Origin of the sequence: Brucella haematophila (assembly GCF_005938105.1) — a bacterium.
Taxonomy (GTDB): Bacteria; Pseudomonadota; Alphaproteobacteria; order Rhizobiales; family Rhizobiaceae; genus Brucella; species Brucella haematophila.
Genome location: NZ_VCPE01000029.1, coordinates 1 through 23,445, shown reverse-complemented (window position 1 = coordinate 23,445; position 23,445 = coordinate 1). Strand labels below are relative to the sequence as shown.

The following is a 23,445-nucleotide window of genomic DNA, read 5'->3' as shown; positions in this document are numbered from 1 at the left end:
GAAAACGAAATCCCTTCAACCGGGGAAAAGAACTCGGTAATTTCATGCCTCATCGATACCGGAAACAACTAGATCAAACAACTTGGCAGTGCCGTCGATCTTGATCTTTGAGAAGCTTGCGCTTTGCCATCACCCGACTCCATTAACGACCAACCTGCGTGAAGCGTTGTCGAGTCGGGTCAGACAGAGAAATCAAAACAGGCGCATGTCGACGGCAATCCACAGAGATCGGATGCTGCACATCCGATCTACAGCATCGTTCCGGTTTCGTTCGGCCTTAGCGTACGATTTCGGACTGCTCTTGTTCCGACCCCATATCGTCGTGGGTTGATGTTTGCATTGCTTCACCTTTAACCAAAATGAGTATAGTGACTATAATGCGCCAACGGCTTTTCTGCAAGCGCTTGAACGGCAGGGGAGGGGATAGCTAGAGCCCTGACGCCTTGGTCAAATTCACGCGAAAGCGGTCCCGTCGCCGTTGATATCTGCGTGTCATCTCTGCTGATGTGTGCCCGAGCTGCTTCTGTACGTAACGCTCATCGACTTCAGCAGAGGAGGCAAGGCCAGCGCGAAGGGAATGCCCGGAAAATTTGAACGCCCGCTCGATCTCGCTGAGATCACCGCGAACGCCGGCCGCCATGGCGGCCCGCTTCACCAGCCGAGCCACTTCCTTGTCATTCAGCCGTTCCGGCCCAACTGCTTTGCCTTGTCCCGTCACGCGACGGAAGAGGGGACCGTGCGCAAGCTTGGCGAACTTAATCCAAGTCTCGATTGCGGCGACCGGGCAGGTCGCATCGGCCGAGCCGCGACCGACCTCCACCTCTCGCCATCCGGTTTTACCGCGCAGCGTAATAATCATACCCTTGTCGAGGATCTCGATCCAACCATGACCGTCCTCAGTCTGGTCGGCCTTCAGGTCGAGGCCGACGATCTCGGAGCGCCGAAGGCCGCCAGCAAAGCCGATGAGCAACATGGCCCGATCACGCAGGCCGCGCAGGGAGCCGCGATCGAGCGTTTCGACCATGGCAATGATATCCTCAGCCATGACCGCTTCCTTCTGGACAGGTGGCTTGGCGTGGCTGTTGCGGATGCCGGCCATCACGGTGGCGATATGCCGGTCCTTGCGATCGAGCGAGAGGCCACGCTCGGCATAGTTCCAGGAGAGTGAGGAGAGGCGGCGTTCGATGGTCGAGACAGAGTTCGCTTTTGCACCCCGTTCAGCTGTGCCGGAAGCGCAGGCTGTGATGTAAAGTCCGATGGTTTGCGGATGCGGGGGCAGGGGGGCCAGATTGGAGCGCCTGCACCACGCCGAAAAATGCTTCCAGTCGGCCGCATAGGCCTTGCGCGTGTTGGCGGAACTGGCCGCCTGGACATAGCCACGAGCGCGATCGGCGAGGCTGGCAAGATGAGCAGGTGTCTCGCCACCGCCGGCGAGAGAGGGGAGGGGGCTTGCGCCTGACACCTCCGGCGCGGAAACATCACGCCCACCCGCCGTGCTGAGAAACGGAGCTGAGGTCTCCTCGACGTGATTTTTGGTGTTTTGCTCGATGATTTGGGCCATTTCTCTATAATGAGAAAAACGTCCGATAATGCAAGATTATCGGACGTTTTAAATAACATACAAGCCGTGCGGTTTATTGGGATGTAACTGGCGTAAACTGCGCACATGAACTATGCTTCCGGGCATGGATTCGATCGCGACCCCGCACTCACACTCACCGACCTGGTCATCCCGCCTGCCGGGCTGGGCGCTGTCACGCGGCCGCGACCCGAGCGATATCGACGCCGCCTTTGTCGCCGGTATCGCTCTGAAATCGCTTGATGATCTGGTCCGCGCGGACCCCCCGTGGATCGGCTGCTGGCGCGATCGTCTCGCCTTGAAATCAGCCGCGGTCGCTGCTCGGATCCTGGGCCGGAATGAGGAAGAGGATGCGCTGCGCGACGCCGTTTTGCTGACGCCGGCTGATGGCGATCCAGGACCGGCCGGAAAGCTGTTTTTGGCCACACGAATGCTGGCACGTCGAACAGCGATGCCGGGTACTGCGTTTGTCAGGGAATTGGTCGAGCTTCTGTCTATCCGATGGGACACGGAGCTGTCCTCGATCGCGGATCTCGCCGATGTGGCAATCCAGTCCGGGCGCGCGGCCCCCATTGCGATCGCTGATCTGGTATCCGCGATCATGGCGCTTCGTCCGGACGCGGAAGTCCTGGCTCTGGCTTTGGCAGACATCGTACTGGCCCAGAAGCTGAGATGGGCGCGACCCGTGCCGCTTCTGCTACCTGTACGGTTTGGGTCTGCATTCCGCACCATCGGCGGAAGAGGTCGAGTGCGGCCAGGTGAGCCAGCTTATCCCAAGGCAATTTGTCTGGCGCTGGTCAGCAGTGTCGAGGCGGCGCTTCAATCTGCCGCCGACATTGATCGCCGTGCCGCTCGGTTAATGGCAGCAGTGCCAAAGGTGAGGACCAAGGGGGGCGATGCGGTTATCCAAAAGCTACTTAATGAAGACGCGCTTCCGGCCTCGGCGCCAGGGTGCCATCTGTCACGCTGGGCAGCCACTCGATTGTTTGAGCGACTGGAGAGTTTGGAAGCGGTGCGGGAACTGTCCGGCCGCTCTTCCTTTCGAATTTATGGGTTATGACGATGAGGGGAGCGAGCGCAGCAAAAACAAGTCAACGCCAAGCGAAAGACCGGCAGCAGGAGGTCCTTTATGATCGTGAGCTCGAGGGACTGCCTCCAGAACTGCGCTGGCGTGAGTGGATGTTGCGGGTAGAGGCGGTGATATTCGCCTCGTCCGAACCGGTCAGCCGCGAGATGCTGGCGCGGGTGGTCGGCAAAGAGTGCAGTATTGATCTGTTGGTTGATGACCTCATCGACGAATTACGAGAGCGACCATACGAACTCGTGTTGGTCGCAGGCGGATGGCAGCATCGCACCCGAGCGCGGTTTGCTGAGACAATTCGCATTTCGACCGCTCCCGCGAGATCAATTGCACCACGGCTGTCAGAGACCGAGTCTATGGTGTTGACGGCGGTGGGATATTTTCAGCCGATCACCCGGGCCGAATTGTCAGAGATTTTCGGCAAGGAGGTCAGTCGTGACACGATCGCCGGCCTGCGAGATGCGGGCCTCATCGTATCAGGGCCGAGAAGTCCGACACCCGGTGCGCCCTACACCTATGTGACAACACCCCGATTTCTGTCGGTTTTTGGCTTTGAGACCCTGCGTGACCTTCCCAACATCGAGGCACTCGAGGATGCTGGTCTTCTGAGCAGGCGAGGCAAGTTCGATACCTCCAACAAAGATCTTGCCGACATCGCTTCTGGTGGACATGACGCCGATGAGGCCGACTGATATCCTTTCTCATCGTGAGTTCGTTCGATAACGACCTTTTCTTCGCGATCCGATGTACTCCAGTAACTTGGAATGAAGCAATGCGCTGATATCCCGACGCGCGGTTTTCAAACTGACATGCCAAGTCGGAACGATCTCCTTCGCACTGAAGCGCTCACCCATTCTGATCTGCTCCAAAAACCATAGCTGTCGCTGATTGAAGGATTGTGGTTCAGGGTCATCTTTAGGGTCACGTTCAGGGACACTTGTGAACAACTGGCTGTTTGCGATCCCTGTCATTGCAAATGAATGATAGTCGCGTGCATGTGTCTGCCGGCAACTGATGTTTTCGGTAGATCATGATTTGTGGTGCTCTGACTGCTGCACCTGCGCTCCGTGCGGGGATCATTATCTTTCTCGACACAATCAATGGTTGATTACGAAAAGACACGTGAACTTTTCATTGACAGATCCTGCGGAGGGCGGTATTCATTCGTCATCGATCTTTTGCTTGCCGAGCTTTGTCTACCGCGCGATTGGCACCGCGCTCTAAGCGAATTTCTCTTTCAAAATCAGTCGGTTCTTGCCCGCGTTGCATTCGTTACGCGGTACATCACTCTATGCTTGGAAAGGGTTCATCATGACCACTGGCACAGTAAAATGGTTTAATTCCACAAAGGGCTTCGGCTTCATTCAGCCTGACAATGGCGGCGCAGATGCATTTGTTCATATCTCGGCTGTCGAGCGTGCAGGAATGCGAGAGCTTGTAGAAGGCCAGAAGATTGGTTTCGAACTTGAGCGCGACAACAAGTCGGGCAAAATGTCTGCGACCAATCTGCAGTCTGCATAAGTGAGATCCGCTTCCCTTTGACCACGGATGTACTGGCACTGCCGGGAGCAATTTCATTGAGGCCAGGCGTTTCGCCTGGCCTTTTTTATTTTGGCCTTGGGCCAGATAGGTAGATAACATGACACAAAGACACAGCAGGCCCCGCCAACAAGCCGAGATCGCGTTCAAAAAGCTTCAGGCTTCTGTCATCGCATCGGATCTTGACGAGCATGATCGGCAAGCCGAGGCGCGGGATGAGAAGACTGCGCGGCTTAGAGCCGCACGCCTCGCAAAAGAGCTTGCCGACCGAACATCTGCGGCAGCAGCACTCATCGCAAGGCGATCCGTGAGGACGCCACCCACTCTCGCGACCGACTGAGCGCATTCGGATCGCATTGGCACTAGTTTCCAGTCCAGCCGTAAGAGCCCTTGGTCAACAATGACGAGGGCACTTGAATTAGCAAAGGAAGACCAATGTCATCGACGACAAGTGAGTTGAACACCATTAACACCGCCTGGCAGATTGCCGTCCAGGAAATCCTGAGGATGGTTATTCGCGATCTTTATCGCGGCGAAGGCGAGGCGCAGTTCAAAGAACATCTTGAACGCATTGAGGCCGCAGCTGTTGACAGTATCCAGACTGACCTGAGATTTCGGGGAACAGACGAGTGGACAGAGCTGCTCGTCAAGGAAAAGGCCAGCAATTTCGTCACGACCTTGCTGACATCATTTACCTTCGACCGGGCATGATTTCGCACTCTTACGGTTTCAGTTCCAGCGCAGTCCGGGGGCGACTTTAGAGAACGAAGAGGGGCACTGAACATGACAGACTTCAAGCAGTTTGCTACAAGTTCGAATGGCGACAGCTGGTTCGTTGGGAAACGACAAGACGGTGTGGCCGTTGTGCGTCACAAGGCAAACGCCGCGTCTGGTGGACATGAGACGATATTGCGCGTTGAAGAGTTCTTGCTTCTGAGGCACGACAGCCCCGAGCAGGCGGCACTGTGATTAGGCCCTTTAATTGCGGATGCTTGTCAAGCACCTGCTCCATCCTTGCCGGGGTCATGGTCCTTTTCGAGGTCTTCGCCTCACGATCATGTTCGGGTCCAGTGCTTCAACGTATGGAACGGAATACGGCGTAGCCGTTTTCAGCCTAATCAACGAAGTCACTGCAACCACCGTCCCGGCGGGGACTTTGCAGGCCCGCTCGGGCCTACAAATTATAGAATCCTATGTTTCTTTTCCGGCGCTCCATTCGAAGGTCGTACCGTCGACCCAAATGCAGTGAAGGATGACAGCGAGCTTACGAGCTACGGCGACCTGCGCCTTTTTCATCCCGCTGCGCTTGGCCAGCCTCAATCCCCAAGCCTTCAGCGAGCACCATTTCTTTGTCCGATGTAGTAACACGGTTGCGGCTTCGAACAGGTGTCCCGGATCAGCGCCTTTGAGACAGAAGTGTTTTAATTGAGAAGAGAGGATTTTCGGCTCATCGTAGCTCTATCAAAGGAAGCGAAGATGAGACAGAAAACCGTGCCACAGACATCGGCGGCCGAGAAGACGATCAAGGATATCCGCCGCGCGACGCGCAAGCACCATTCGTTGGAGGAGAAGATCAGCCGCCTGATCGCCACACGCTCTCCTTTTTGTAAAGGGCATCGGCTTAGGGGCCCGCCTCATGCCTCGACCGTCTTCAAATGGGGGTGCGCCGGACCTACTCGATAAATTCGACCACGACGCCCGGCTTGACCATGCCGGCCAGTTCCTCGACGTCCCAGTTGGCTAGCCGAACACATCCATGCGAGCCAACCTTGCCGATAAGCTCGGGTTCAGGCGTGCCATGAATCCCGTAGGTCGGTTCGGTGAGGTCGATCCAGACTGTCCCGACAGGACCGTTCGGCCCGCTCGGCAGTTCAAGGATCTTCTTGTTGTTGCCCTGCTGGAAATTGATCTTCGGATTGTAGGTGTACGTCGGCATTCGCGACACGCCCTTGACCTTGTGTGTCCCGGTTGGAGAGGGTGAATCCTCGCTGCCGATCGTCGCTGGATAGACCGCCAGCAGTGAGCCGTCTTCGGCGAAAGCGAAGACCTGCGCCACCTTGCGGTGAACCTCAATCCGCCTAACCGATCCGGACCTGGCGGCGCCGGGAACGGCGACGGCGATCGTCTCGCCCGGCTTGAAGGCCGCCGTCGGATTGAGGGCCTTGATCAGCGCGATATGCGTGTGGAACCGCTCGGCAAGCTTCTCCGCAATGCTGGTGTAGCCGAGATGCTCCATCCTGGCCTGTTCGGCATAGTCTTTTGGAATGCTCTCGACGATATCCTCTCCGTCTTCTTGCGTGATGGCATAGGCCTGGATGGCCGGGGCATCATCGGTCAAACGGCCCAGTACGTCGGGATCGAGCTTCCCATCCACTGGCAGACCCTGAAGCGCCTCGAAACCGGCAATCGCTTTCGTCAGGTTGTCGCCTAAATAACCGTCGATGACGCCCGGCGATGAACCAGCCCGGTCGAGCAGGACCTGCAGATGCACGATGGCGGGATTGGGCTCGGTCTGTTTTTCCGCCGGCGCCTCGATCGGAAGGGACGCGATCGCCGCGGTATTGACGGCTTGTGCGTCGATCGGCGCTGCAAAGGCTGGGGAACAGAGCGTTAGAGCGGCGGTCAGTGAAAAGTACCGAAAGGCATTCTGCATGGAGGCTACCGATAAATTAGGGAGAGACTCTCCACCCGGTGGATGGAGAGGCTTCATTGGAGAAAGGTCAAGCAAGGAAGAAGGCCGCCGTTTCCGGCGGCCTTCATCTTGTCAAATCGTGCGGCGAGTGGTGGTTTCGGCCAGAAGCAACGCCTTCTTCGTGCCGTAGGAACCGCCGAACCAGGCCGCCACAGCCCCGAGCAGGAGGGCGAAGAAGCCCAGGATCGCGCCGGCCGACACTGCCTTGGTGGCCGTCTGCGCCGCCTCGAGCGCCTGCTGCTTGGCCGCAGCAACATTGTCGCGATAGGTCTTCTCGTACTGCTCGACCTGGGTGCGGGCCTGATCGACCGGGATGTTCTGTGCCTTGGCGATCGCATCAGCGGCGCGATTGCGGGCATCTGCGGCTTTTGCCTGGTCACCGGTCACCGCGGCCTGGACCGCCGAAACGGCTGCATCACGCAGGGCTGCCGGATCGTTGCCGCCAGACGCGTCACGGATCTGTTGCTCGATCCCGGCCATCGGGTTTGCAGAAGTCGCAAGGGCAGGGGCTGCCGACGTGGCAGCGGTCGCGGCCGTCTGGCCAACGCCACCGACAATGCTGGACAGACCACTGAACGCGCCGCCGATGAGGGCACCGACCGACGTGGTCAGCAGGTAGAGGATGACAAGAGTGGTGACAGCCCAGGTGGTTACACCTTGATACCCGCCGGTCGAGCGGCTCGGACGGCCGGACAGGCGGCTGGCGGCATAACCGCCGACGAAGGAAGCAATAATGCCGGCCACAACGAACCACGCGCCACCGGCTATGGAAAAGGTGCTTGCATTCGGGTTATCATAGGTTGCGGGATCGATCACGGCGGCGCCGATGCCCACTCCCAGAAGATTGAGGAGGAACTGGACGGCAAGCGCCAGGACGACCCCGGCGAAGATCGCGCCCCAAGACACCTTGTGCAATGTGGCTGTAAGGGAGGGGTCGACGTAAGCCGCTTCGCGCGACACGTGGACTGAGACAGGTTCGGTCATGGTGCATCCTCTTCATCACGGGAATGTGAGTGCCATACTAACGCCGCAATCGCCGTTCGGTTCCCGTCCAGCAGGATACAAAAAAGACCGGCGATGAGATCGCCGGTCTTTGCTGCAGTTACATCAAACGAAGAGCCTTGATTAGTCCTTGCGGACGGCGCGGTCGGACCGCTCGTCTTCGACTTCCACCTCGGTACGGCGGACGCTAGCGTTGATGGTCTCCTCGCGCTGCTCGGCGGTCTTGCGCAGCGCGATCTCTTCGACGACGCGCGCATCCTTCGAGACGACAGCCTCTTCATGGTGCTCTTCTGCCTCGATCGTGCGGTCGACGAACGCGTTTTCCGTTCCCGATACAGGGCGGTCGACCGTGCGACGCTCGATGCTGACGTTCTCGTCGCGCAGCGATACCTGTTCGCTGACAGGATTTTCGACCACGTAGGAACGGACACGGACGCGGCCATGGTTGAGGTCGCGCTTGCCGACACGAAGCTCTTCCTCGACCACCGGGATAACCTCTTCACGGCCGGCATCCAGGGCTGCCGTTCCGGTTGCGCCGGCACGATTGGCGGAGGCGCCATACGACCTCACGGTCTCCTGCTGGTTCCAGCCTTCCGAGCGCCAGCTCTGGGCGCGCTGATCGAGATCGATGCTGCCCTCGTCATCGAGGATATCGATAACCTTGTCATAAGAGGCGGCGGTGACGTTGCTGACAGTTACTAGATAACCACCGCGGCGAAGGCCTTCGGAATAGACGGCGCGATCCTCGTCGGGAAAGAAGAAGTCTTCCAGCTTCTCCCAGAAGCCCTTGTGCTCGGAGGCAACCTCAGTCGAGGTAGTAGACTCCTTGCCGGCGACGACGCGAATGCCGTCGCGGGCAATCCCGGCTTCGGCAAGGCGTTCGACGGCGGCATCCGCATCGCTGCGGTTTTCGAAGAAGGCCGTCACCGTGTTAGACGAAGAGGCGCCGTAGGACGATGTGGTTTCGCTATAGGTCATGAGTTTCTCCTTTTCTCGGATTAATAATTGGCTTAGGGGTCGTCGCGCTCGATCGTGGCACGTTGCTTGCGCAGTTCGACCGGAATGGTAACGTCCTCGGTGGTGGCGACGCGGCGGATGTGGATCTCTTCGACCAGCATCAGACGCTTCTCGACAACGAGAACCTCCTCCACCACAGGCACGATGGTCACGTCACCGTCCGTGCGAACGGCCGGCGCTTCTGACACTTCACGTCCGATTGCCACACGCGTCACCTCGACATTCTCGCTGTCGAGGCGTGCCTCCGCTGCTTCTGTAACAAACTCGGTTTTGGTGCTGACGCGGACGCTGCCGTCGCGCACGGCGCGCTTGTCGATGACAAGCTGTTCTTCGATCAGCGAGAGTTTCTCGTCAGGCTTGGTCATCCGCATTCCAAATTGTTGCGACCAGCATTGAACGAGCGGAATCCAACTTTGTTCCTTGGAAAAGGTCGCACGTCACCAGCTGCGCAAAAATCGCCCAAGGCCGGAACAAAGTATTGACGCAGTGATTTTGCCGCTCACGAAGAAAGGTTGGATAAGCATGATGAATATCCTGATCGTCGAAGACCAGTGGCTGTTATCGAGCGCGGTCGAAGAGGCAGTGTTGTCGCTTGGGCATGAGGCCATCGGGACGGCAACCACGGCAAAGGAAGCGTACGAGCTTGCCGACAAGGCAGAAGTTGCATTTGTCGATGTCAATCTCATCGATGGTGCGACCGGACCGGAAATCGGCCGACGCCTGGCGGCAGACGGCGTCACCGTCGTCTTCATGACCGGCAACCCGGAACAGCTTGGCTCAGGCGTCGATGGCGCCCTCGGGGTGATCTCAAAGCCGGTGATGGACCTTGAATTGGTCGAGGCGATCCAGTTCGCAACGGATCGTCACGCCGGGCGGGACTGTATCGCTCCAAAGCGGTTTATTGCGTTTCATTGACGACGACTACTCGGCGAGACCGTTCTATTCGTCGAGCTCGTTTCGTGTGACGCTCGCCAACTCGTGGAGCCCCTCGGCGCGGCCTGGCTCCTCGTCAGCGGCCAGAATAACCGTGTAGAAGGCGGCCCGACATATTTCTTTTTTGGACGCAGCAGCGTGTTTCTTACTGACCGCGTCTACGAGATCCTTCGGTCGCATTCCCGGGAGAGCGAGTTCGGCGATCGTCCGCGCGATATCCTCAATGTCTGATGCCAGTTCTCTTGCCATCACCTTCTCCATTCGAAGATGAGATAGCGAAGGGAGATGACAGCGCGATGTCAGAACGCGTCTGGTCCGCTCAAAGTCAGATTTGCATTCTCAGGCGCGTTTCCGGATGCGTCAGGTCAGGCCTTGCCCCAACGATACGTTTCGCCGCTCAAGCGAGAGTGTGTAGGCGGGTAAATTCCGTCAACTTCCCGACTGAAGCCGCATCTTGCGCAAGCGCTCGGTCTTCAGCCACCGCTCCTCCGCCTCCGCCTTGATTGACGCCATGGCGCTGGCATGCGTTGCGTCGAAGCGTTGCTTCCTGTCCGCCAAGGAGCTCTTCTCGCGGTTTCGTTTTCGTGGAATGTCGTCATCTTTCCATCACGATGAACTAATGCTCAGCAAAACAGCGACAAGTAGAGGGGGACGTCAACAAGAAGAATGTACGACAGGGTACGGTGCTGATGCACCATCGGAACTTATCGTTTCGGGATGACGTTATCTGGCACCTCATCCTGGAGAGCCCCGATGGCCGACGATCCCAAATCTTCTTCACCCGCAGTTCAGGCTTACGAGTTGGAGAAGGCACGACAGCGGCAAGAGGAGGACAAGGGCGATCTCGATAAAGGCCTCGAAGATACCTTTCCCGCGTCGGATCCTGTTTCTCACACGATCACCTCCGTCCCGGCAGGCCGCACCGATCCACAAGAGGCTGAGCGCGTCAAAGCCAGCGCTCCTGAGAACCAGCAAAGCGAGGATTTCACAAGTAGCGTTCGCGGCTGAATCAAGGAAAACCCGCTCACTGCTGTAGCCCTCACAACTGCGGTCGCCTGGATCTTTGGCGCGACCCGCTAATCGGGACGACTGATGTGAAGACCTCAATTGACGGACCGCTACCCGCGCCCCCTTCCGGGCATGCCACGTCGCGTCCGACATCAGGCTCGGTTCTGAAGAAGCTTGGCCCTGGCCTAATCACTGGAGCCGCCGACGACGATCCAAGTGGGATCGCAACCTACTCCCAAGCCGGCGCCTAGTTCGGCTTCAACACGGTCTGGACCATGTTACTGTCTTATCCGCTGATGTCGGCAATCCAGCTTGTCAGCGCCAGAATTGGCCGCGTGACCGGATCGGGGCTGGCGGTCAACATGGGTGCCATCTGGCCGAAATGGCTCGTCACCGGGTTGGTCTGTCTGCTATTCGTTGCCAACTGCATCAATATTGGCGCAAACCTCGCGGCGATGGGTGCGTCGGTCGAGCTCGCGACGGGAATGCCGAGCCTGCCGATCACCATCTTCTTCGCCCTCTTGTCACTAGGGCTGCAGATGTTCATTCCCAATGAGCGATATGCCAACATCCTGAAGTGGCTGACGCTGGTCCTGTTCGCCTACATCGCCGTCCTGTTTGTGGTGAAGATCGACTGGATGGCGACGTTGAAAGGATTTGTCTGGCCAACCTTTGCCTTGAACAATGACAGCTTCACCGTGGTCGTTGCGATCCTCGGCACGACGATCAGTCCTTATCTATTCTTCTGGCAGTCGAGTCAGGAGGTCGAGGAGATCGATCGCAAGGAGGAAGCCAAGCCGCTTGAGGAGGCACCGCCTCAAGCTCCGAAAGAGCTGAACCGGATCGAGCTTGATACGCTCGCGGGGATGGCCGTTTCCACGATCGTCGCTGTCGCGATTATGATTTGCGCGGCCGCGACGCTGCACGCCAACGGAAAGACCGATATCAACTCGGCCGCGGATGTCGCCGAAGCGCTGAAGCCGATCGCCGGCAATTTTGCCTTTGTCCTCTTCAGCCTCGGCATCGTTGGGACGGGGCTGCTGTCGATCCCGGTTCTGGCTGGCTCTGCGGCATATGCCTTCGCCGAAACGCAGGACTGGAAGGCGGGTCTCGACCACAAACCGTGGGAAGCCGTGGGCTTCTACGGCGTTATCGTGGCGGCGACTCTGTTCGGACTCAGCCTCGAATTTGTGCCGCTCGATCCGGTCAAGGCGCTGTTCTGGAGTGCCGTCATCAACGGATTTGTCGCCGTGCCAATCATGATCGCGATGATGATGGTCGTCAGCAGCAAAAAGCAGATGAAGGAGTTCACGGCTCCCATTGCCATGAAGATCTGCGGATGGGCGGCGAGCGGCGTGATGGGTGTTGCAGCGGTCGCGATGCTCATTGACTGATGCATGAGCCTTCAGGTTAATTGGCATTTTATTAATATTGTCGGCATCTAATAAACAAACGCGCTGATCGTTTTGCGCTGTATTGCGTTTCGCTTGCAGAACGAGGATATCGAGATGCCGAACTCAGGTGATACCGTGCTTGTCGTTGAGGACGAAGCTCTCATCCGCTGGAATATCGTCGATGCCCTGGAAGAGGCTGGTTTCAAGGTCCTCGAAGCCTGCAATGTCGTCGACGCAGTCGCGATCCTTGGCGTGGTTCCCGACATCATTGCGGTGTTCACCGATGTCGACATGCCAGGCCCGAAAGACGGGTTGGATCTCGCGCAAGTGGTGAGTACCGACCGACCCGACGTCAAAATTCTCGTCGCCTCTGGACGCCATCGCCCCGCGAATACCGACCTCCCAGCAGAATGCCGCTTCTTCGCCAAACCCTATAGCTGCGCGAACGTCATTGCCAGTCTGAACGAGATGCTCTCGGCCGCATAACAAACGCCGACGGCACCCTTCGTCAGTCTCTTGCTGCCACGCCCGAAAGTATTCGCTGAAGATCCGCAAGAGGCACAGGCTTGGTGAGGTGGAAATCGAACCCCGCATCTCTGGCCAGTTCCTTGTCCTTATCCTGGCCCCAGCCTGTCTGAGCGATGATGGTGGTGTGTTCGAACAGGTGGTCCTGCCTCAGCGCGCGGCAGACCTCGTAGCCATCCATACCGGGGAGGCCAATATCGAGCAGGATCGCGTCTGGCCTATAGTTGCGAGCGGCATCCAGAGCTTCTCGTCCATCGTGGACCGCCTCGAATTCATGGCCGATGTCCTCCAGCAACATCCCCATCGTGTCGGCGATGATCGGGTTGTCATCGATGACGAGGACTTTCAGCCTCTGGGATGGCTTCTCCGTTGGTTTGGCGGACTGTTCCGCAGTTGTGATTTCCTCCGGGGCTGCGGTTAACGGGATCTGGACAGTGAAGACGCTTCCTCGATCAGTCCCCTCGCTTGATGCGCTGACCGAGCCGCCGTGCAGTTCGACCAATTGCTTGACGAGGGCCAGGCCGATACCGAGGCCACCTTGCGAACGCTCTCGATGACCACCGACCTGCGCAAACAGCCGGAAGACGTCGCTCTGCATCTCGGCCGGAATGCCTACTCCATTGTCGCGGATGGTGATGACAGCTTTGCCGCCGTCCGCGGTCGCCGATAGTTTGATCGTTCCGCCGGATGGCGTGTATTTTGCTGCGTTGGTCAGCAGGTTGGCGATGACCTGCGACACGCGGGCCGGGTCCGCATCGATCCAAAGATCTGCGGTGGGGATATCGAGCTCGAAGGTGTGTGCTGCGCGATCGATAAGCGGGCGGCTGGCCTCGGCCGCTGAATGAACGACGTCCGCGACCCTGACCTTCTCCTGGCGCAGCTCGATCTTTCCTTGGCTGACACGCGAAACATCAAGGAGATCGTCGATCAGCCTAACCAGGTGGTCCAACTGACGGTCCATCATCTCGCGAAGCTCGTAAGCCCTCACATCGTCGGGATCGCGCCGCAGGATATCGAGACCATTGCGAAGCGGTGCAAGTGGGTTGCGAAGCTCATGGGCAAGAGTGGCCAGGAACTCGTCCTTGCGGCGGTCCGCTTCCTTCAGCGCCTCGGCCTGGGTCTGAAGCTGGTCCCGCTGCTGCTCGATCTGTTGGCGCTGACGATAGAGTTCGAAAAAGACCTCTGCCTTATGGCGCAGCACATCGGGCTCGATCGGCTTCTGGATAAAATCCACGGCTCCCGCTTCATATCCCTCGAAGCGGCGGCGCTCGCTCGTGCTGCCGGCGGTAACAAAGATGATCGGGATGCGGCGGGTTCGCTCATTGCCGCGCATCAGTTCGGCAAGCTCAAAACCGTTGAGGCCAGGCATCTGGACGTCTATCAAGGCGAGCGCGACATCATCCTCAAGGAGGATTTCGAGCGCCTGGTCGCCGGAGCGGGCTTTCAGAAGATACAGGTCGTCGCGACGAAGCAGCGCTTCGAGAGACAGGAGGTTTTCTTCGAGATCGTCGACAAGCAAAAATTTGACGGGGTTCATGGCTCAACCTTTTGCAGATAAGTAGCTATCGAAGCAAGTGACAAAATATCGGCTTTCGCAACGGCTTTAATCGCAGCCTCTGGCATGGCGTCCTGAAACGCCGTGTCTGGTTCCTGAACAATTGCGATGCCGCCTGCGTCGGCGATCGCTTTGAGGCCCAAAGCCCCATCCTGGTTGGCGCCGGTCAGAACAATACCAATCAGGCCGGGACCGTAAATGTCTGCAGCCGATTCAAACAGGACATCGATCGACGGACGGGAAAACAGCACGGGCTCATCGGCGGATAGCGCAAGTGACCTGTCTGTTTCGACAAGCAGATGGTAGTCTGGCGGCGCGAAGTAGATAGTCCCTGCTTCGAGCGGAACCTTGTCCTCTGCCTCAACGACATTAAGGGCGCATTTTGCGGCAAAGAGCTCGGCAAGAACGCTGCGTTTGTCCGGAGGTATATGAACCACCACCATGATCGGTAATCCGAAGTCGGCAGGAAGCGCTGGCAGGATAACGGATAGCGCCTCAAGGGCACCAGCCGATGTACCGATCACGACAGCCTCTGGACTGGAGGTGCTCATCGGCCCGCCTTCTGGTAGATCTTCTCTTCGCGAACGACGTCTGTGAACGCATTGGCATGCGCCGAGAACCGAAGGCTTTCCTTCGCGCCGATCCCCAAAAAGCCTTTCCGCGCGAGCGATTCCTTGAACAGGCCGATGGCCCGATCCTGAAGTGGCCGATCGAAGTAAATCATCACATTGCGACAGGAGATCAGATTCATCTCGCCGAAGACCGCGTCTGTCACAAGGCTATGGTCGGAAAAAACGACACGCTCCCTGAGGCTGCGGTCGAATGTCGCCCGGCCATAACCGGTGGTGTAATAATCTGACAAAGACGACTTGCCGCCTGACGCTCGGTGGTTTTGCGTGAAGAGCTGCATGCGATCGAGATCATAGACACCGGCTTCGGCGATCCTCAACGCTTCCTGGTTGATATCGGTGGCATAGAAGATCGTCCTGTCCTCCAGACCCTCCTCGCGGAACAGGATCACAAAGGAATAAAGTTCCTCCCCGCCGCTGCAGCCAGCGATCCAAATCTTAAGCGATGGATAGGTCTTAAGATGCGGCACCACCTTCTCGCGAATGGCGCGAAAGTAGCTCGGATCGCGAAACATCTCGCTCACCTGCACGGTCAGATAGCCAAGCAACCGCGGCAGCATCGCCTCGTCGTGCAAGACGCTTTCCTGGATGGCTGAAATAGTCGGAAACCCCAGTTGCTCACGGGCCTGACGCAGGCGTCGCTTCACCGATGCCATCGCGTAATTGCGGAAGTCATAGTGGTAGCGGACGTAGAGCGCCTCCAGCAGCAGCCGGATCTCGATGTCCTCGATCTTGTCGAATGTCTCGCTCATCGCGGCATCCAGACGCGGACGAGCGATAGCAGCTTTTCGACGTCGAGCGGTTTGGCCATATAGTCGTTGGCGCCGGCGTTAATGCAGCGCTGCTGATCGTCGGGCATCGCCTTGGCCGTCAGAGTGATGATCGGCAGCTTTTTCCAGTCAGGATTTTTTCGGATCGCCCGCGTCGCTGTGAGGCCATCCATCACCGGCATCATCACATCCATGAGCACCAAGTCGATCTTGGACGCGTCATCGGCGATCGATTTCTCCAAGGCATCAAGGGCTTCCTGACCGTTTCGCGCGATCTGGATGAGCGCGCCGCGAGGTTCAAGGATATTGGTCAGGGCGTAGACATTACGCACGTCGTCTTCAACAATGAGGATCCGGCGTCCCTCAAGCAGGGCGTCGCGGTGACGCGCCTTGCGGATCATCTTCTGCTGCTCGTCCGGCAGCTCCGAGACGACCTGGTGCAGGAACAGCGACACCTCGTCCAGCAGCCGCTCCGGCGACTTTGCCCCTTTGATGATGATCGACTTCGAATAGCGACGAAGTTTTTCCTCCTCGTCGGATGCGAGCACGCGGCCGGTGTAGACGATCACCGGTGGGAAGGAATGCGTGTCGTCCTGGCTGATGGTTTCAAGCAGCGAGTACCCCGACGCGTCCGGAAGTGAAAGGTCAAGAACCATGCAATCAAATGTCTGGTCCTTCAGCAGTGCCAAGGTTTCCGCTGCTGTCCCGGCGCTGACCGTCTCGACGTCGTGTGACGTGAGAAGCTTGGCGACGGCCTCTCGTTGAACCTCGTTGTCTTCAACGATCAGAACACGGCGCACGCCTTGCGTAAGCTTTGCTTCAAGCTTGTGCAGCACTTCGACCAGTTGCTCGCGCTGCACCGGCTTCAGCATGTAGCCAACAGCCCCGAGCGACAGGGCAGTCTCCGTATAGTCGTCGCCCGAGACGATATGGATCGGAATATGCCGGGTGCGGACATCCCGCTTCAGACGATCGAGGACGGAGAGGCCGGACTGATCGGGTAAGCCAACATCGAGGACGATGGCGCTCGGCATGAACTGCTGCGCGAGGTTAAGGGCGTCCTGGGCGGTGCCTGCTACGAGCGAGCGGAAGCCCATCTCGCGGGCGAGGTCACGCAAGATCGCCGCGAAGGTCTGATCATCTTCGACGACAAGCAGAATTCGTCGCTCGTCCGAGGGCATAGCGCGGTCGTCCTCCACAATCGCTCGCGGCAGTAGCGCCGTCGGTTGACTTGGTGCTGCTGAAGCAGCGGGTGCGAGGGGTACGGCATTGCCGACCGGAGCTCTCGGCGCGACGATGGCAGGATCGTAGGCGAGCGGGAGCGTGACCGTTAAGGTGCTGCCTTTCCCTTCCTGGCTTCTGATATGGATCGTACCACCGAGCAGGCGCACGAGTTCACGGGAAATAGACAGGCCTAATCCCGTGCCGCCAAACTTGCGGCTGATCGTTCCATCCGCTTGATGGAAGGCCTCGAAAATCCGTTTTTGCTGCTCCGGCGCGATGCCGATCCCCGTGTCCGTCACCCCAAAGGCGACCTGGCCGTCGCCCGTTCGGTTCATCGAAAGCGTAACCTTGCCTTTCTCGGTGAACTTGAAAGCGTTAGACAGCAGGTTTTTGAGGATCTGTTCGATCCGCTGCAGATCGGTCTCGATGACTGCGGGGCATTCCGGCGAGATGTCGATCTCGAAACCGAGCGACTTGTTTTTGGCAATTGGTTCGAAGACTTGACGCAGGTTGTTGGATAGACGCTCGACGGAGACGGGTTCGGGCCGGATGTCGACATGGCCCGCCTCGATTTTGGAAAGATCAAGAATGTCGTTGATCAGGTTGAGAAGATCGTTACCTGAAGACTGGATGGTCTGGGCATACTTGACCTGCTCGGCCGTCAGGTTGTCGTCGGGATTGTCCGCCAGCAGTTTCGCCAGGATCAACGACGAGTTCAGCGGCGTGCGCAGCTCATGCGACATGTTGGCCAGGAAGTCGGACTTGTATCGGCTGGCCTGCTCCAGCTCGCGGGCTTTCAGCTGAGTTGAGGCGTTGGAGCGCTCCAAGTCGTCTTTTTGCGATTCCAGCTGTTGCGCCTGCTCCTCAAGCTGAGAGTTCGTCTGCTCCAGTTCGACCTGCTGCTGTTCGAGCCGCGCTTGCGACTCCTTCAAGGCCCGACCCTGTTCCTCGAGTTTTTCGTTCGAGACCCGCAGTTCCTCGCTCTGCACCTGCAGCTCTTCCGATTGTCGCTGGGTTTCCTCCAGAAGGTTCTGCAACTCACTTCGATAGTTCGCCGAACGAATGGCGGTGGCGATCGTGCCGGATGCCTCTTTAAGGAACGCGAGGACGCGTTCATCCACAGGCCGCAGGAAGCCGAGCTCGATCACAGTGTTCACGTTGTTGTCGATCGCCGCCGGGGCAAGAACCAGGTGCCGCGGCTTATCCCGGCCAAGCGCCGAGCCGAACTCCAGATAGTTTTCCGGCACGTCGTTGACGATGACGGGTTTGCCCTCGACCGCCACCTGTCCGAGCAGACCTTCACGGGGCCTGACCAAATCCGGAAGCTTTGCATCGGCGGGGACGCCGTAGGTCGATGAACGCTTGTAGGCATCTGACCCACCCACGAAGATTGCCCCGGCGACGGCCCCGACGTGGTTTGCTAGGTAAGTCAGAATGCTGCCGCCAAGTTGCTCAGTGCGCTGGTCGCCCATCATCGCGGATGCCAGTCCAAGATTACCCGCCTGCAGCCATTCTTCGCGGCGACGGGCGAGGGTAGAACGGCGGATCAAAACGCCGATGGCGATGGTTAGGAGAATGCCGAGGATGCCGGCAAGTACGCCGCTCAAAAGCGCAGTACCATAGGCATTGTTCATTTCCTCGAGGCGCTTTGCCCGCAATACCGCTTCTTCTCGGCTCATCGCCGAGAGCTGTCCGCGCACGGCATCCATAGCCACCTTGCCGCGATCGGAGTTGACGACTGCCAGTGCCGCGTCCAAACCTTGGCTGCGACGAAGATCGATCGTCTGCTTCAACTCCGCCAGCTTGGCATCGACATGCTGCTTGAGTATGGGCAGGCGCCGGACCTGGGCCGGATTATCGCTGGTGAGCTCGCCAATTTCCTGGATCTTGGCCGGGATCGTATCAAGGGCCGTGTTGTACGGATCGAGGTACCGTTCGTTGTTCGTGAGTAGGAAGCCGCGCTGGCCGGTTTCCGCGTCCTGCGTGCTCGACAGCAACTCGTCCAATGTGATGATCACCTCGTGCGAATGGACGATCGCCTCTGTATTCTCCCGCAGCGTCTTCAGGTTGATGTAGGCAAACGCGCCGCTGATCAGGAAGAAAACAATCGCGCCGGCGAGGCTGAGGGCGACGACGGGGTCGAGACCGAGACCACGGCGGGTCAGGTCTTGAGAAGCGGTCTGTGGCATGTGTCTGTTCCTGAACAAGGCGAGGCAAGGTCGTGGCGGAGTATATGGACGAGCTACTTCTAGCTAGTGCAACAGCCGCCGTCATCAATGTTCTGCTATTATTCCTCCGACGGGCTGTTGCCGACAGGCCCATAACAGGCGAACCATCACTTGCTTGTGTGCGGTCGGCTGAAGCCTGCGGACGACCCATGCGCGCCGGCGTTCCTGCCGAAGGCAAATGGCCTCGCGGAAAGAAGATCCGGAAATGGGTATCCAACGCAATGATGCAGAACTTGACCGGTACAAAACGCGTTTCGCACGTTGCGGGAAATCTTGCATGAGCGTCACTCATACAAAAGCCTAGTTCTCGGCGTCCACGTCTGGAGCACGGATGGGAGCTACGAACTCAAAGTCGTGCAGGGAATAATGCTGATCCGAACCAAGCACTCCGACGCTCCAATAGTCGCGTGCGTGCCCGAACACGGTGCTGATCTGGACGACGTCGCATTCGTCGCTTTCCGCATCTTGCGTCTTTCTCCGTGCCCAATAGACGGACAATGGTTCAACCGAGAGCGGATCAATCATGTTTACTCCACGCATGTTTTGATCGATCGGTAGGACGATTCGCAGGCGTTCGTCACGCTCTTCTCTCAATGTAGCGACCCGTTCTCCACTCCTCTGTGAGCTGTGTGAGCGGCTCAAAGGATAGCATGAGTCCGGAATTGAGAATGATCGTTTTGCCAGTTTGTTCGATGACCTGCACGCCGTAACTATTTCAAATTGCTGCATTTCGTGACGTGACGTTGGGAACGAAAAGTCTCGATCAGGCCTCTTTTGTCATTGGTAACCGAACAGGAGAAAACCAATGCGTAGAACAATTCTCGCCTCTACTGCGGTAATCGCAGTCCTACTCGGAAGCAGCGCTGGTGCGCTCGCCCAGGATGGAACGGTTAAAGGTGCCGCTGGCGGCGCCGTGACAGGCGCCATTGTTGGTGGTCCCGTCGGGGCAGCAGTCGGCGGCGTAGCTGGCGCCATTGTTGGGACCGCAATCGATCCACCGCCACAGGAAGTGGTAACCTATGTTCAGGAGCAACCCGCCCCGGCTCCGGTGACCGTGAGCCAGGAGATCGTCGTGGTTAAGCCCGTTCCCGAAACGGTCGTGTTGACGCCTGTTCCGAGCAACGAGCATTACGCATACGCGGTGGTTAATGACCAGCGTGTGATCATTGACCCTCGCACCCATACCGTGGTGCAGATCGTCCGATAGTCCCGGGCCAATCAACCGTTTCAAACGAGCCGGAAGCTGCCACGCAGCATTCCGGCTTTTTGTTGCAATGAGCCCGCGGCCGTTTATGGCCGGGGTACAGGCTCCCAAGCCTTATGCCTGTCCCATAAGCGGGGCGCCAGGAATCAGGAGTTGAATTGTCTTGTCGATGAAGGCGCTTTGCGCTTGTGGCACGCCGACTTGCCTCAATGCGATAAAAAATTGTCTTCGCCGATGACTTGATCTCTGAGACCGGCACCTAAATGTCCCGGCAGCAGCCCCAACAGTGAAACTCATCGGACATGGAAAAACATACCGAAGAACGCCTTGGGGCCATTGTCGAGTTCGACGCGATCATCAGCAAGGATCTCTCCGGCACGATCGTCAGCTGGAATAAGGCCGCCGAGCGAATGTTCGGCTACTGCGAGGCGGAAGCTGTTGAACAATCGATCTACTTGATCGTCCCGGACGACAAGCGGGATGAGGAGGCAGAGATCCTTCGCCGCCTGAAAGTCGGCGAGCGAATCGAGACGTTCGAGACCACGCGGCGCCATCGTAACGGGCAACTGGTTCCGATTTCTATCACGATTTCACCGATCAAAAGCCGGGACGGGCAGCTCATGGGGGCGTCGAGCATCGCCCGCGACGTCACGCAGACGCGAGAGAGCGAGCGCCGGCTTCGCCTGCTGATGCGCGAGATCAATCACCGCGTCAAAAACCAGTATGCCGTGATACTTGCGGTGATACGCCAAACGGCGGGACGGTCCGGATCGATCGAGGATTTCGAGAAGCGGATCCGCGAACGCATCATGGCGCTCTCCCACTCGCATGATCTCCTCTCCCAGGTCGATTGGGCCGGCGTCAGCCTCGCCGACCTCATCGCGCATCAGCTCAAACCCTTTAAAGACGTCTATCCTGTCCAGGCACTTGGACCGGAGATCGCCCTTGATGCCAATGCCGTCCTCAATATCGGCATGGCGCTCCACGAATTGATCATGAACGCGATGCACTTCGGTTTGACAGAGAGCGAGGGTATATCGGTGAGCTGGAAGCTATCATCGGCTGAGGACGGTAACCCGGTCGAATTCGAGCTGAGTTGGTCCGAACCAGCGCTGCAATACGCTGACCTCTTGGCGCAAGACGAAGGGTTTGGCAGGCTGGTTCTTTGTCGGCTGGTGCCGTCCGCTCTTTCGGGACACGCAGCCTGGAGCCTCGCAGACGGCAGGGTCGTCTAGAGGCTGACGGCACCTCTGTCACGCATCCAGGTTGGCTTGCGCGATCCGTTCTCGGAATGATCTTGTTAAGCTGTTGCTTGAGAAGGCGTTGACGCCTTGATTTTACCTGTATTAACCTGTGATAGAGCGGTGGACGCAAGGACGGGGCTTAGGGCAAAGTGATGGATCAACCAATCGAGCGAAACGGCAAGAGGGCATCGGCGCGCGAACGCTTCCTCGAGGCCGTACTGCACAGCGCTATCGATTATGCCATCGTCTCGATGGATCTCGACGGACTTGTGACGATCTGGAACGAAGGTGCATCCCGCATCCTGGGGTGGAGCGAGGAAGAAATGCTCGGCAAGCCGGCGGCGATTTTCTTCACCACTGAGGATCGTCGGGCCGGTATACCGCAAGCTGAGATGAAGTCTTCCCTTGAGCAGGGCCGCGGCGCCGACGAGCGTTGGCACCTGCGCAAAGACGGCACGCAATTCTGGGCCTCTGGCGAGATGATGGTTCTGCGCTCGGAAAACGGATCGGCGGAAGGCTTTCTCAAAATCCTTCGTGATCGCACGGAGGAGCGGCAGGCCGTCGAGCGGCAAAAGCTGCTGATGCATGAGCTCAATCATCGGCTGAAGAACTCTCTTGCTGTCGTCCAGTCGATCATCACGCAGTCTCTTCGAAACGCCGGCTCGATCGAGGAGGGCGGTGCGGCCCTGCAATCGCGTATCGCAGCCTATTCCAGGGCACATGACATCCTGCTGCATGAGAACTGGACGAGCACCACGGTCGTCGCAGTCGTCGAAGCTTCCGCTGTCAGCCTGGGTCTGGAAGGTAGCCCGAGGTTGCGGTTCGAGGGATCGCCGGTGCTGCTCGGGCCGCAGGCCGCTCTCTCACTGTCTCTCGTTCTGCATGAACTCGGGACCAATGCCACGAAGTATGGTGCTCTGTCCGGGGCTGAGGGTCAGGTTTCCGTCACCTGGTCGGTTGCCGATGAAGACGGTGCGCAGCAGTTCACGTTCAGGTGGGATGAGTCCGGCGGCCCTGACGTCGAGCAGCCAACGCGGACCGGGTTCGGATCGCGGCTGGTCGTATCCAGCCTGAAGGCTTACGGCGATGTTTCCCTAGACTACCAGCCGTCTGGGGTGATGATGAGGTTTCAGGCGCCACTCTCAAAGCTGCAGCGTGGTGAGACGGAGGGCGCGGCAACAAGCGCCTGACGTGCAAGCATGTTGACTGAAACAGCGGGCTTGCACCAAATCGTTGATCATAGCTGTCACCGTGTTGAGACGATCTCGATGGATGGACTGCTTTCGATCAGTTCGACAAACGGAGGCGTCGCCTTAACCGGCTGGTGCGGATCGAGGCAATAGTCTATCGGCATGACTGACGATGCGTCCGCCCGATACAAACGCCACCGCTTTCCAGCCGAGATCATCGCGCATGCGGTATGGCTCTATTACCGGTTTCCGCTGAGCCTGCGCGATATCGAAGACCTGCTTGCCGAGCGCGGCATTGCCGTCTCGTTTCAGACCGTCTCAGAATGGACGACTAAGTTTGGCCTGAAATTCGCCCACCAACTCAAGCGGCGGTCGATCGGCAACTTCGCAGACAAATGGCATCTCGATGAGATGGTCGTATCGATCAAGAAATACTGGCTGTGGCGGGCCGTCGATGCCAACGGCTACGTTCTCGATGCTCTGCTGCAAAGCCGCAGAAACAAGGGAGCCGCTCGGTGTTGTCACGTTAACTGGGCTACAGTTGCCTGCCTGACGGTTTGGGCGTAAATTTTGGCGATGCAGACATCAGATATCATCTTCAAGCGTCACCGTTTTCCGCCACAGATCGTTG

Annotated in this window: 24 protein-coding genes and 3 pseudogenes; 14 read left to right on the top strand and 13 right to left on the bottom strand. The window is 58.2% G+C overall.

Features of this window, described 5'->3' with window-relative positions; all coding sequences use genetic code 11:
• Positions 1-427: 427 nt before the first annotated feature.
• A complete protein-coding gene (locus FGI60_RS25135) occupies positions 428-1,561 on the bottom strand; it encodes a site-specific integrase (protein ID WP_138787464.1) in 1,134 nt (377 codons plus the stop codon).
• 124 nt (positions 1,562-1,685) lie between these two features.
• Between FGI60_RS25135 and FGI60_RS25130 the strand changes: the two genes are divergently transcribed.
• From FGI60_RS25130 to FGI60_RS25100, 6 genes are all read left to right on the top strand, one after another.
• The gene (locus FGI60_RS25130; RefSeq protein ID WP_235889932.1) at positions 1,686-2,639 is read left to right on the top strand and encodes a DUF1403 family protein; all 954 of its coding nucleotides are present in this window, start codon (positions 1,686-1,688) and stop codon (positions 2,637-2,639) included.
• Between the two features lie 2 nt (positions 2,640-2,641).
• Complete coding sequence (gene scpB, locus FGI60_RS25125; RefSeq protein WP_235889933.1) at positions 2,642-3,352, top strand: SMC-Scp complex subunit ScpB; 711 nt, start codon at positions 2,642-2,644, stop codon at positions 3,350-3,352.
• 619 nt (positions 3,353-3,971) lie between these two features.
• Positions 3,972-4,181 carry a cold-shock protein gene (locus tag FGI60_RS25115; RefSeq protein ID WP_034806062.1) on the top strand — a complete coding sequence of 70 codons (210 nt, stop codon included), beginning with the start codon at positions 3,972-3,974 and terminating at the stop codon, positions 4,179-4,181.
• 118 nt (positions 4,182-4,299) lie between these two features.
• A complete protein-coding gene (locus FGI60_RS25110) occupies positions 4,300-4,539 on the top strand; it encodes a hypothetical protein (protein WP_138787461.1) in 240 nt (79 codons plus the stop codon).
• Between the two features lie 95 nt (positions 4,540-4,634).
• Positions 4,635-4,910, top strand: a complete 276-nt coding sequence (locus tag FGI60_RS25105) for a hypothetical protein (RefSeq protein ID WP_038595177.1) — start codon at positions 4,635-4,637, stop codon at positions 4,908-4,910.
• A gap of 72 nt (positions 4,911-4,982) precedes the next feature.
• Positions 4,983-5,168 carry a hypothetical protein gene (locus FGI60_RS25100; RefSeq protein WP_038595179.1) on the top strand — a complete coding sequence of 62 codons (186 nt, stop codon included), beginning with the start codon at positions 4,983-4,985 and terminating at the stop codon, positions 5,166-5,168.
• Positions 5,169-5,390: 222 nt separating this feature from the next.
• Here FGI60_RS25100 and FGI60_RS26590 read toward each other — a convergent pair.
• From FGI60_RS26590 to FGI60_RS25075, 5 genes and pseudogenes are all read right to left on the bottom strand, one after another.
• A pseudogene (locus FGI60_RS26590) lies at positions 5,391-5,585 on the bottom strand (IS110 family transposase); the annotation flags it as partial.
• Positions 5,586-5,871: 286 nt separating this feature from the next.
• On the bottom strand, positions 5,872-6,852 hold the full coding sequence (locus tag FGI60_RS25090) for a L,D-transpeptidase family protein (protein WP_138787460.1): 981 nt from the start codon (positions 6,850-6,852) through the stop codon (positions 5,872-5,874).
• Between the two features lie 111 nt (positions 6,853-6,963).
• Positions 6,964-7,875 (bottom strand): PhnA-like protein, encoded by a 912-nt coding sequence (locus FGI60_RS25085; protein WP_138787459.1) that lies wholly within the window; start codon positions 7,873-7,875, stop codon positions 6,964-6,966.
• Positions 7,876-8,016: 141 nt separating this feature from the next.
• Complete coding sequence (locus tag FGI60_RS25080; RefSeq protein ID WP_138787458.1) at positions 8,017-8,871, bottom strand: YsnF/AvaK domain-containing protein; 855 nt, start codon at positions 8,869-8,871, stop codon at positions 8,017-8,019.
• Positions 8,872-8,903: 32 nt separating this feature from the next.
• The gene (locus FGI60_RS25075) at positions 8,904-9,275 is read right to left on the bottom strand and encodes a YsnF/AvaK domain-containing protein (protein WP_138787457.1); all 372 of its coding nucleotides are present in this window, start codon (positions 9,273-9,275) and stop codon (positions 8,904-8,906) included.
• 157 nt (positions 9,276-9,432) lie between these two features.
• On the opposite strand from FGI60_RS25075, the gene FGI60_RS25070 reads away from it, so the two are divergent.
• A complete protein-coding gene (locus FGI60_RS25070) occupies positions 9,433-9,825 on the top strand; it encodes a response regulator (RefSeq protein ID WP_080823588.1) in 393 nt (130 codons plus the stop codon).
• Positions 9,826-9,849: 24 nt separating this feature from the next.
• Here the strand turns inward: FGI60_RS25070 and FGI60_RS25065 are convergent, their stop codons facing one another.
• Positions 9,850-10,092 (bottom strand): hypothetical protein, encoded by a 243-nt coding sequence (locus FGI60_RS25065; protein ID WP_138787456.1) that lies wholly within the window; start codon positions 10,090-10,092, stop codon positions 9,850-9,852.
• A 180-nt stretch (positions 10,093-10,272) separates the two neighbouring features.
• Positions 10,273-10,401 (bottom strand): hypothetical protein, encoded by a 129-nt coding sequence (locus FGI60_RS26700; protein ID WP_268898868.1) that lies wholly within the window; start codon positions 10,399-10,401, stop codon positions 10,273-10,275.
• A 195-nt stretch (positions 10,402-10,596) separates the two neighbouring features.
• Between FGI60_RS26700 and FGI60_RS25060 the strand changes: the two genes are divergently transcribed.
• From FGI60_RS25060 to FGI60_RS25050, 3 genes and pseudogenes are all read left to right on the top strand, one after another.
• Positions 10,597-10,851, top strand: a complete 255-nt coding sequence (locus FGI60_RS25060; protein ID WP_328592678.1) for a hypothetical protein — start codon at positions 10,597-10,599, stop codon at positions 10,849-10,851.
• A gap of 86 nt (positions 10,852-10,937) precedes the next feature.
• Positions 10,938-12,245: pseudogene (locus FGI60_RS25055) on the top strand (Nramp family divalent metal transporter).
• Positions 12,246-12,359: 114 nt separating this feature from the next.
• Complete coding sequence (locus FGI60_RS25050; RefSeq protein ID WP_038595187.1) at positions 12,360-12,731, top strand: response regulator; 372 nt, start codon at positions 12,360-12,362, stop codon at positions 12,729-12,731.
• 22 nt (positions 12,732-12,753) lie between these two features.
• Here FGI60_RS25050 and FGI60_RS25045 read toward each other — a convergent pair whose 3' ends face one another.
• The 5 genes from FGI60_RS25045 to FGI60_RS25025 all read right to left on the bottom strand — a co-directional run bounded on the left by FGI60_RS25045 (position 12,754) and on the right by FGI60_RS25025 (position 19,716).
• A complete protein-coding gene (locus tag FGI60_RS25045) occupies positions 12,754-14,307 on the bottom strand; it encodes a response regulator (RefSeq protein WP_138787455.1) in 1,554 nt (517 codons plus the stop codon).
• A complete protein-coding gene (locus FGI60_RS25040; RefSeq protein WP_052821349.1) occupies positions 14,304-14,876 on the bottom strand; it encodes a chemotaxis protein CheB in 573 nt (190 codons plus the stop codon). The genes FGI60_RS25045 and FGI60_RS25040 overlap by 4 nt, the downstream gene beginning before the upstream one ends.
• A complete protein-coding gene (locus tag FGI60_RS25035) occupies positions 14,873-15,706 on the bottom strand; it encodes a CheR family methyltransferase (protein WP_037093885.1) in 834 nt (277 codons plus the stop codon). The genes FGI60_RS25040 and FGI60_RS25035 overlap by 4 nt, the downstream gene beginning before the upstream one ends.
• Positions 15,703-19,137, bottom strand: a complete 3,435-nt coding sequence (locus FGI60_RS25030) for a response regulator (protein WP_138787454.1) — start codon at positions 19,135-19,137, stop codon at positions 15,703-15,705. Before FGI60_RS25030 ends, FGI60_RS25035 begins: the two co-directional genes overlap by 4 nt.
• A 339-nt stretch (positions 19,138-19,476) precedes the next feature.
• The gene (locus tag FGI60_RS25025; protein ID WP_235889931.1) at positions 19,477-19,716 is read right to left on the bottom strand and encodes a hypothetical protein; all 240 of its coding nucleotides are present in this window, start codon (positions 19,714-19,716) and stop codon (positions 19,477-19,479) included.
• A 265-nt stretch (positions 19,717-19,981) separates the two neighbouring features.
• Here FGI60_RS25025 and FGI60_RS25020 point away from each other — a divergent pair, with 265 nt between their 5' ends.
• The 4 genes and pseudogenes from FGI60_RS25020 to FGI60_RS25005 all read left to right on the top strand — a co-directional run.
• The gene (locus FGI60_RS25020; protein ID WP_138787453.1) at positions 19,982-20,383 is read left to right on the top strand and encodes a DUF1236 domain-containing protein; all 402 of its coding nucleotides are present in this window, start codon (positions 19,982-19,984) and stop codon (positions 20,381-20,383) included.
• A gap of 299 nt (positions 20,384-20,682) precedes the next feature.
• Positions 20,683-21,615 carry a sensor histidine kinase gene (locus FGI60_RS25015; RefSeq protein WP_138787452.1) on the top strand — a complete coding sequence of 311 codons (933 nt, stop codon included), beginning with the start codon at positions 20,683-20,685 and terminating at the stop codon, positions 21,613-21,615.
• Between the two features lie 161 nt (positions 21,616-21,776).
• Positions 21,777-22,814: a sensor histidine kinase gene (locus FGI60_RS25010; protein ID WP_138787451.1), complete on the top strand. Its 1,038-nt coding sequence runs from the start codon at positions 21,777-21,779 to the stop codon at positions 22,812-22,814.
• Positions 22,815-22,976: 162 nt separating this feature from the next.
• A pseudogene (locus FGI60_RS25005) lies at positions 22,977-23,327 on the top strand (IS6-like element ISRsp9 family transposase); the annotation flags it as partial.
• Positions 23,328-23,445 lie beyond the last annotated feature (118 nt).

Bases quoted from the DNA above. Each gene is read 5' to 3' on its own strand.
- FGI60_RS25090 (WP_138787460.1), bottom strand. From the start codon at position 6,852: ATGCAGAATGCCTTTCGGTACTTTTCACTGACCGCCGCTCTAACGCTC.
- FGI60_RS25110 (WP_138787461.1), top strand. From the start codon at position 4,300: ATGACACAAAGACACAGCAGGCCCCGCCAACAAGCCGAGATCGCGTTC.
- scpB (WP_235889933.1), top strand. From the start codon at position 2,642: ATGAGGGGAGCGAGCGCAGCAAAAACAAGTCAACGCCAAGCGAAAGAC.
- FGI60_RS25135 (WP_138787464.1), bottom strand. From the start codon at position 1,561: ATGGCCCAAATCATCGAGCAAAACACCAAAAATCACGTCGAGGAGACC.
- FGI60_RS25040 (WP_052821349.1), bottom strand. From the start codon at position 14,876: ATGAGCACCTCCAGTCCAGAGGCTGTCGTGATCGGTACATCGGCTGGT.
- FGI60_RS25065 (WP_138787456.1), bottom strand. From the start codon at position 10,092: ATGGCAAGAGAACTGGCATCAGACATTGAGGATATCGCGCGGACGATC.
- FGI60_RS25015 (WP_138787452.1), top strand. From the start codon at position 20,683: ATGGAAAAACATACCGAAGAACGCCTTGGGGCCATTGTCGAGTTCGAC.
- FGI60_RS25075 (WP_138787457.1), bottom strand. From the start codon at position 9,275: ATGACCAAGCCTGACGAGAAACTCTCGCTGATCGAAGAACAGCTTGTC.
- FGI60_RS25105 (WP_038595177.1), top strand. From the start codon at position 4,635: ATGTCATCGACGACAAGTGAGTTGAACACCATTAACACCGCCTGGCAG.
- FGI60_RS25010 (WP_138787451.1), top strand. From the start codon at position 21,777: ATGGATCAACCAATCGAGCGAAACGGCAAGAGGGCATCGGCGCGCGAA.
- FGI60_RS25070 (WP_080823588.1), top strand. From the start codon at position 9,433: ATGATGAATATCCTGATCGTCGAAGACCAGTGGCTGTTATCGAGCGCG.
- FGI60_RS25130 (WP_235889932.1), top strand. From the start codon at position 1,686: ATGGATTCGATCGCGACCCCGCACTCACACTCACCGACCTGGTCATCC.
- FGI60_RS25085 (WP_138787459.1), bottom strand. From the start codon at position 7,875: ATGACCGAACCTGTCTCAGTCCACGTGTCGCGCGAAGCGGCTTACGTC.
- FGI60_RS25100 (WP_038595179.1), top strand. From the start codon at position 4,983: ATGACAGACTTCAAGCAGTTTGCTACAAGTTCGAATGGCGACAGCTGG.
- FGI60_RS25025 (WP_235889931.1), bottom strand. From the start codon at position 19,716: ATGCGTGGAGTAAACATGATTGATCCGCTCTCGGTTGAACCATTGTCC.
- FGI60_RS25020 (WP_138787453.1), top strand. From the start codon at position 19,982: ATGCGTAGAACAATTCTCGCCTCTACTGCGGTAATCGCAGTCCTACTC.
- FGI60_RS25115 (WP_034806062.1), top strand. From the start codon at position 3,972: ATGACCACTGGCACAGTAAAATGGTTTAATTCCACAAAGGGCTTCGGC.
- FGI60_RS25060 (WP_328592678.1), top strand. From the start codon at position 10,597: ATGGCCGACGATCCCAAATCTTCTTCACCCGCAGTTCAGGCTTACGAG.
- FGI60_RS25030 (WP_138787454.1), bottom strand. From the start codon at position 19,137: ATGCCACAGACCGCTTCTCAAGACCTGACCCGCCGTGGTCTCGGTCTC.
- FGI60_RS25050 (WP_038595187.1), top strand. From the start codon at position 12,360: ATGCCGAACTCAGGTGATACCGTGCTTGTCGTTGAGGACGAAGCTCTC.
- FGI60_RS25045 (WP_138787455.1), bottom strand. From the start codon at position 14,307: ATGAACCCCGTCAAATTTTTGCTTGTCGACGATCTCGAAGAAAACCTC.
- FGI60_RS25035 (WP_037093885.1), bottom strand. From the start codon at position 15,706: ATGAGCGAGACATTCGACAAGATCGAGGACATCGAGATCCGGCTGCTG.
- FGI60_RS25080 (WP_138787458.1), bottom strand. From the start codon at position 8,871: ATGACCTATAGCGAAACCACATCGTCCTACGGCGCCTCTTCGTCTAAC.